The 6,128-nt window shown below is 64.4% G+C and carries 8 protein-coding genes; 1 reads left to right on the top strand and 7 read right to left on the bottom strand.

The annotated features are described in order from the left end of the window. The coding region (locus Q4C89_RS11270) for an SPFH domain-containing protein (protein WP_303102708.1) at window positions 1-705 on the top strand (705 nt) is incomplete at its 5' end. A 76-nt stretch (window positions 706-781) separates the two neighbouring features. Here the strand turns inward: Q4C89_RS11270 and rpsP are convergent. From rpsP to Q4C89_RS11235, 7 genes are all read right to left on the bottom strand, one after another. Beyond that, a complete protein-coding gene (gene rpsP / locus Q4C89_RS11265; RefSeq protein WP_303102707.1) occupies window positions 782-1,036 on the bottom strand; it encodes a 30S ribosomal protein S16 in 255 nt (84 codons plus the stop codon). A gap of 138 nt (window positions 1,037-1,174) precedes the next feature. Beyond that, window positions 1,175-2,428: a dihydroorotase gene (locus Q4C89_RS11260; protein ID WP_303102706.1), complete on the bottom strand. Its 1,254-nt coding sequence runs from the start codon at window positions 2,426-2,428 to the stop codon at window positions 1,175-1,177. Between the two features lie 57 nt (window positions 2,429-2,485). After that, the gene (locus Q4C89_RS11255; RefSeq protein ID WP_303102705.1) at window positions 2,486-2,839 is read right to left on the bottom strand and encodes a hypothetical protein; all 354 of its coding nucleotides are present in this window, start codon (window positions 2,837-2,839) and stop codon (window positions 2,486-2,488) included. Then, window positions 2,839-3,768 carry an aspartate carbamoyltransferase catalytic subunit gene (locus tag Q4C89_RS11250; protein WP_303102704.1) on the bottom strand — a complete coding sequence of 310 codons (930 nt, stop codon included), beginning with the start codon at window positions 3,766-3,768 and terminating at the stop codon, window positions 2,839-2,841. The genes Q4C89_RS11255 and Q4C89_RS11250 overlap by 1 nt, the downstream gene beginning before the upstream one ends. Next, window positions 3,765-4,316, bottom strand: a complete 552-nt coding sequence (gene pyrR / locus Q4C89_RS11245; protein WP_303102703.1) for a bifunctional pyr operon transcriptional regulator/uracil phosphoribosyltransferase PyrR — start codon at window positions 4,314-4,316, stop codon at window positions 3,765-3,767. The genes Q4C89_RS11250 and pyrR overlap by 4 nt, the downstream gene beginning before the upstream one ends. 231 nt (window positions 4,317-4,547) lie before the next feature. Next, on the bottom strand, window positions 4,548-5,204 hold the full coding sequence (locus tag Q4C89_RS11240) for a histidine phosphatase family protein (protein WP_303102702.1): 657 nt from the start codon (window positions 5,202-5,204) through the stop codon (window positions 4,548-4,550). After that, window positions 5,201-6,109, bottom strand: a complete 909-nt coding sequence (locus Q4C89_RS11235) for a rhodanese-related sulfurtransferase (protein WP_303102710.1) — start codon at window positions 6,107-6,109, stop codon at window positions 5,201-5,203. Before Q4C89_RS11235 ends, Q4C89_RS11240 begins: the two co-directional genes overlap by 4 nt. Window positions 6,110-6,128: the final 19 nt, after the last annotated feature.

The following is a 6,128-nucleotide window of genomic DNA, read 5'->3' as shown; positions in this document are numbered from 1 at the left end:
TGGTGGCGCGTGCCGTTCAACACCGTGCGCGGCGTTTCGCGCAAGCTGAACAACTTCGAGTCGCCTGTGCTGAAGGTCAACGACGCAGCGGGCACACCCATCGAGGTCGGCACTATCGTGGTGTGGCATGTGACCCAGCCTGCCAAAGCCCTGCTTCAGATCGAGGATTACCACGCGTTCGTGCGAATTCAGGCCGAGAGCGCTATCCGGCAACTGGCGGCCTACCACCCCTACGACGTGCCGCAGGCCCGGATGACCCAGCAGGTGCAGGCGACCACCCTCACCCCCGAAGAAATCGAGCGGCAGCGCCGTCTGGGCATCAGTCTGCGGGGCGACCCCGAACTGATTGCGCGGGAACTGCGGCTGGAACTTGAGCAGCGGCTGACGCAGGTGGGCGTCCACATTGACGACGCCCGGATTTCTCACCTCGCCTACGCGCCGGAAATCGCCTCGGCCATGCTTCAGCGCCAGCAGTCGCAGGCCATTCTGGACGCCCGCAGCATCATCGTGGAGGGGGCCGTGCAACTGACCAAATCGGCCATCGCGCAGCTTCAGCAGCCCGGCCAGGGAGAGCATCAGGGCGTGGTCATCCGCATGGACGACTCGTCCCGCGCCGAACTCGCCGCCAACCTGATGGTGGTGCTGACCTCCGACCGACACGTCAATCCGGTCATGGACCTCAGCCACAGTAAAGGCAAGCACTGACGCCCGTACAGACCTGACCCCAACCCAAAAACAACAAAAAAGGCCCCGCACTGGGGCCAATTTCATTGGATTAGATTTACTTCTTGCTGATCTTGACGCCCTGCGAACGCAGCAGGCGGCGGGCCGTGTCGGTGGGCTGGGCGCCCTGGGCGATCCAGTGGTTGGCGCGCTCCACGTCCACCTTCAGGTAGTTCTCGGTGGTCTTGCGGGGGTCATAGTGACCGAGGTTCTCGATGTAGCCACCATCGCGGGGGCGGCGGGCGTCGGCGACGACGATGCGGTAGTGGGGGTTGTGGGCCGAGCCGAAACGGGACAGACGAATTTTAACCATGTGCAGTAGACCTCAGGGGGTTGGATTTCGAGGGTATTGGCTCCGGGTAGGGCCGGAAGCACATGCGCCCGTCAGCAGCCAACCGAAAGCGCACCGAAAAAGAGTATCAGAAGGCCGGGAGAGGAAGCAAGAGGCGGCTCAGCCTTCGCGCCTGAACGCCACCTTGCCGTCCACCACCGTCAGCAGCGGAAAGCCGCGCAGCTTTTGCCCTTGCCAGGGCGTGAATTTGGCCTTGCTCTTGAACTCGGCGGGGTTGACTTCACGCTCGGTGTCGAGGTCGAGCACCACCAGGTCGGCGGGTGCGCCTTCGTCCAGCGTCGGCACAGGCCAGCCCATCACGCGGGCGGGGCCAGCGGTCATCAGGTCCACCAGTTTCTCCAGCCCCAGCTGGTCACCGAAGCGCGTCCACATCACCGGAAACGCCACTTCGATGTAGGCGATGCCGAAGGGCGCGTCCAGCAAATCCCGCTCCTTCTCGGCCTTGGTGTGCGGCGCGTGGTCGGTGCTGATGCAGTCCACCGAGCCGTCCAGCAGCCCTTGCAGGAGGTGGTCGGCGTCGGCCTGGGTGCGCAGCGGCGGCGCGACCTTGTAGATCGCGTCGAACTCGCGCAGCTTTTCGTCGGTGAGGTCAAGGTGGTGCGGGCAGACTTCACAGGTGACGGGCAGACCGCGCCCCTTCGCCTCGCGCACAATGTCCAGGCCGCGTGCAGTGGAGAGGTGCTGGACGTGCAGGCGTGCTCCCGTCTGGGCGACCAGTTCCATATCGCGGGCGATGCGGGCGGCTTCGGCGGCGGCGGGGTTACCGGGCAGGCCCAGCGCTTCGGAAACGGGGCCTTCGTTCATCACCCCGTCGGCCCGCAGCGTGGCGTCCTCGGCGTGAACCGAAATCACCATGCCCAGGCTCTTGGCGTATTCCAGCCCCAGCCGCAGCACCCGCGCATTTTCGTTGGTGCGTCCGTCGTCGGTGAACATGACCGCGCCCGCTTCTTTGAGGTAGGTCAGTTCGGCGAGCGCTTCGCCTTTTTGCCCTTTGGTCAGTGCCGCCGAGGGCTTCAGGCGGGCCAGTCCCAGTCCGTTCGCCTTCTCAATCAGGGCACGCACGATGGCCGGGTCATCAATCACGGGCGAAGTGTTGGGCATGCAGACCACCGTGCCGTAGCCGCCCGCCGCCGCCGCCGCGAGGCCACTTTGCAGGTCTTCTTTCTCGGTCTGCCCAGGCTCGCGCAGGTGGGCGTGGATTTCGAGGAAGGCGGGCGCAACCGTGCCGCCTTTGCCGTCCAGCACGTCACCTTCTACGGGCAGGTTCCAGCCTTTGATTTTGCCGTCTTGGATGGTCACCGATTCGGTTTTCTCCGAGCCGATACGCTTGATGTTGGTGATGGTCAGGGTCATAGAAACTCCTTAGGCTTCGAGCTTTGAGCCATGAGCTATGAGGAAAAGCAACAAAGATTACTGGTCTTTCGGCAGGTCGCTCACCTTGACGCGCCATGTCCCTTCCGGTGTACTCACAATTGCAATGGAATCGTTGAAAAGAGCACTGACTCGGTAATTCTGGTCTGAGGTATAAGTCACCGTGCAGCGGCGCAGCTTGAGAAACTTGCTGGTCTTTTTCATGTTGAACATGGGATGCGTGCAGGGCGTAGGCGCAATGCTGTGGCCTGACTCGGTGTAGACGTTACTGGCGGCAATCGCCACGATGCGGACATAGTCCAGCGCCTCGGCTTCGGCAGATTCGGCGGTGCCTTCACGCTTGCAGCCCGTGAGGAGCAGCAGCAAACCCAGCGCGAAGGCCGCCCGGCGCATTACTCCCGCCCCACCAGCAGGTGATACAGCACGCTCATCCGCACGGCCTGACCGTTTTCCACCTGCTTCAGAATGCGGCTGCGCGGGCCGTCTGCTGCCTCGCTGCTGATTTCGAGGTCGCGGTTCATGGGGCCGGGGTGCAGCACGATGGCGCCGCTCTCGGCATTCTGCAAGAGCTTTTCGTTGACCTGATAGGTGTCGGCGTACTCCTGCATACTCGCCAGATAACCGCCATTCATACGCTCCTGCTGGAGTCGCAGCGCCATGACCGCGTGTGCGCCGCGCACGGCTTCGCGGGGATCGGTGGTAAGTCGAACGCCTGGCAGCGCAGCGAGGTCGGCAGGAAGCAGGGTGGCGGGGCCGCACAGGACGACCTGGGCACCTAGTTTAGGCAGCAGTTCGGCGTTGGAACGGGCCACGCGGGAGTGGCGAATATCCCCGATGATGGCGACTTTTTTGCCTTCCAGCGAACCGTATTCCTGGCGGATGGTGTAGGCGTCCAGCAGCGCCTGGGTGGGGTGCGCCCGCCGCCCGTCGCCCGCGTTGATGACGGGTTTGCCGCTGTATTTGGCGACCAGGTGCGCCGCGCCGCTGGCCTGATGCCGCACGATGTAGGCGTCCACCTTGTAGGCGGTCAGCACTTCCAGCGTGTCGCGTAAGGACTCGCCCTTGCTCACGCTGCTGCTGCCCGCTGCGAAAGTCAGCACGTCGGCGCTCATGCGGCGGGCGGCGAGTTCAAAGGAGGTGCGGGTACGCGTCGAGTTCTCGAAAAAAGCGTTGCAGACGGTCAGCCCTTGCAGCGCGGGCACCTTCTTGACGGGCCTGTCCAGCACTTGCAGCATGGTGTCGGCGTTGTCGAGCAGGGCGGTCAGGCGCTCCGGCGTCCAGCCCTGAAAGTCGAGCAGGTGGCGGGGACGGGGGCTGGTCATTGCAAGTCCTCCAGTTCGTACAGTTCCACGATGTCCACGCCGTCGGTTTCCTGCAACTTGACCTTGACGACTTCGTGCTTGGAGGTCGGCAGGTTCTTGCCCACGTAGTCGGCCCGAATGGGCAGTTCGCGGTGGCCCCGGTCCACCAGCACCGCCAGTTGAATTCCTTCCGGGCGGCCCAGGTCAATCAGGGCGTCAAGTGCCGAGCGCACGGTGCGGCCCGTGTACAGCACGTCGTCCACCAGAATCACGCGGCGGTCACGCAGGTCGAACGGCACCTGGGTCTCGCGGATGATGGGCTGCTGCGCCACTTCGGAAAGGTCGTCGCGGTAAAGGGTGATGTCGAGCATCCCACACGGCACTTCGACGCCCTCCAGTTCGGACAGTTTGCTTGCCAGGCGCTCTGCCAGCGGAATTCCCCGCGTGTGAATGCCGATGATGGCGAGGTGCTCGGCTCCCTTGTTGCGCTCCACGATTTCATGGGCAATGCGGGTCAGGGCGCGGCGAATCTCGTCAGCCGTCAGGATGGTGGCTTTGGGCGTGCTCACAGGCCGCCTCCAGTCACGAAAAAAATGCCGCTCAGCACAGGCTGATGGCTACGAACGGTCTTTAACATAGTTGCTCCTTCTCCTGCCTCACGGGGCGGGCATCGTCTCACGGGACGACGGAGAGAAAGGCGGGGGCACGGTGCCCAGGCCGGGAGGAAGAATAGCAGGCAGCGGCAGGCCGAAAAACAGGGCCAGCGTTCGGGCTGTGTGGACGCTGGCCCCCTCCACCTCTCAGCCCCCAGACGCCCCGACCAGATGCGGACTCTGCGCCAGTTCGGCCCGGATGACCTGCCGGGTGACTGGGTCAACGTCCAGCAGCGAATAAGCGGTGTTGAGGTGCATATAACGCCGCGACTGAAACTCGGTCTGGTAGTCCAGCCCCAGCAGCCGCGTCAACAGCGCACTGATGGCGATGCCGTGCGACACCAGCACCAGGGTTTCCCCGGCGGCGGGCCAGTGCCCCTGCAAGTGCGCTTCGGTGCGGGTCATCACGTCGCGCACCGTTTCGCCCCGCGGCGGGCGCACGTCGGGGTCGCCGCTCCAGAACCGGGGGTGAATGGGATCGCGCTCGGCCAGGTCGTCGTACAGATGCCCCTCCCAGTCGCCCAGAAAAATCTCGCGCAGGGCGGGAAAGGTGGCGAGGGTGCCCCCCACTTCGGCCTGAAGTGCCTGAGCGGTGGCCTGGGCGCGGGTCAGGTCGCTGGCGTGAATGGTCGGGGACTGCACGCCCAGTTCGCGCAGATGTTGCCCCAACCGCCGGGCTTGCCGCTGCCCTTCCCCGTTGAGCGGAATGTCGATGTGGCCCTGAACGCGGCGGGACTTGTTGTGGTCGGTCTCTCCGTGGCGCACCAGAATCAGGCGGGCCGCCCCAGCGTCTCCAGTGCTCACAGGTGCCCCGCGTCGAACTGCTTCTGGCGTTCGCGGAAGGCGGCTTTCTGGGCGTCGGTGGTCTGGTCGTGGCAGTGCGGGCAACTCACGCCTTCTTCAAACAGGTCGCTCTGGCGCTCCTCGGCGGTCACGGGCCAGCCGCACGAATGGCACATCACCTTGTCGCCTTCGCGCAGGCCGTGGCCCACCGTCACGCGTCCGTCGAAGACGAAGCATTCGCCGTCCCAGCGGCTTTCCTGCTCGGGGACGTCTTCCAGATATTTCAGGATGCCTCCCTTGAGGTGATACACGTCCTTGAAGCCCTTTTGCAGCAGCAGGCTGGTGCTTTTTTCGCAGCGGATGCCGCCCGTGCAGAACATGGCGATTTTTTTGCCCTCCGCGCCCGCGAGGTGCTCGTCTACCCACTGCGGAAACTCGCGGAAGGTGTCGATTTCGGGGTTTACCGCCCCCTGAAAAGTCCCCACCCCCACTTCGTACTTGTTGCGGGTGTCCACCACAATCACGTCGGGGTCGGCCAGCAGCGCGTTCCACTCGGCGGGGTCGAGGTAGGTGCCGACCTGCTCACGCGGCGCGACGGGCACGCCCAGCGTCACGATTTCCTTTTTCAGCCGCACCTTGAAGCGCTTGAAAGGCGGTTCGGTGGCGCCGCTTTCCTTGTACTCCATGCGGTCAAAGCCCTGGCTCAGCAAAAAGGCGTGCAATTCGGTAATCGCCTCGCGGTTGCCCGCCACCGTGCCGTTGATGCCCTCGTCCGCGACAATCAGGGTGCCCCACAGGCCCAACCTCTGCCCCAGGCTGAGCAGGTCGTCCCGCAGCGCCGCAGGGTTCTCCAGGGCGCGGAACTGGTACAGGGCGGCAACGGTATAGGGCGCGGGAGCGGAGGAAGGGGCGGCGGGCGAACTCATCCCGCCATGATAGCGGGGG

Origin of the sequence: Deinococcus sp. (assembly GCF_030523985.1) — a bacterium.
Classification (GTDB): Bacteria; Deinococcota; Deinococci; order Deinococcales; family Deinococcaceae; genus Deinococcus.
Note: the sequence above shows the minus strand (reverse complement) of the source record. Positions and strands in the feature narration are given on the sequence as shown.

What these genes read in the sequence shown, in the direction of transcription:
- rpsP (WP_303102707.1), bottom strand. Translation starts at nt 1,036, where the DNA reads ATGGTTAAAATTCGTCTGTCCCGTTTCGGCTCGGCCCACAACCCCCAC.
- Q4C89_RS11260 (WP_303102706.1), bottom strand. Translation starts at nt 2,428, where the DNA reads ATGACCCTGACCATCACCAACATCAAGCGTATCGGCTCGGAGAAAACC.
- Q4C89_RS11255 (WP_303102705.1), bottom strand. Translation starts at nt 2,839, where the DNA reads ATGCGCCGGGCGGCCTTCGCGCTGGGTTTGCTGCTGCTCCTCACGGGC.
- Q4C89_RS11250 (WP_303102704.1), bottom strand. Translation starts at nt 3,768, where the DNA reads ATGACCAGCCCCCGTCCCCGCCACCTGCTCGACTTTCAGGGCTGGACG.
- Q4C89_RS11235 (WP_303102710.1), bottom strand. Translation starts at nt 6,109, where the DNA reads ATGAGTTCGCCCGCCGCCCCTTCCTCCGCTCCCGCGCCCTATACCGTT.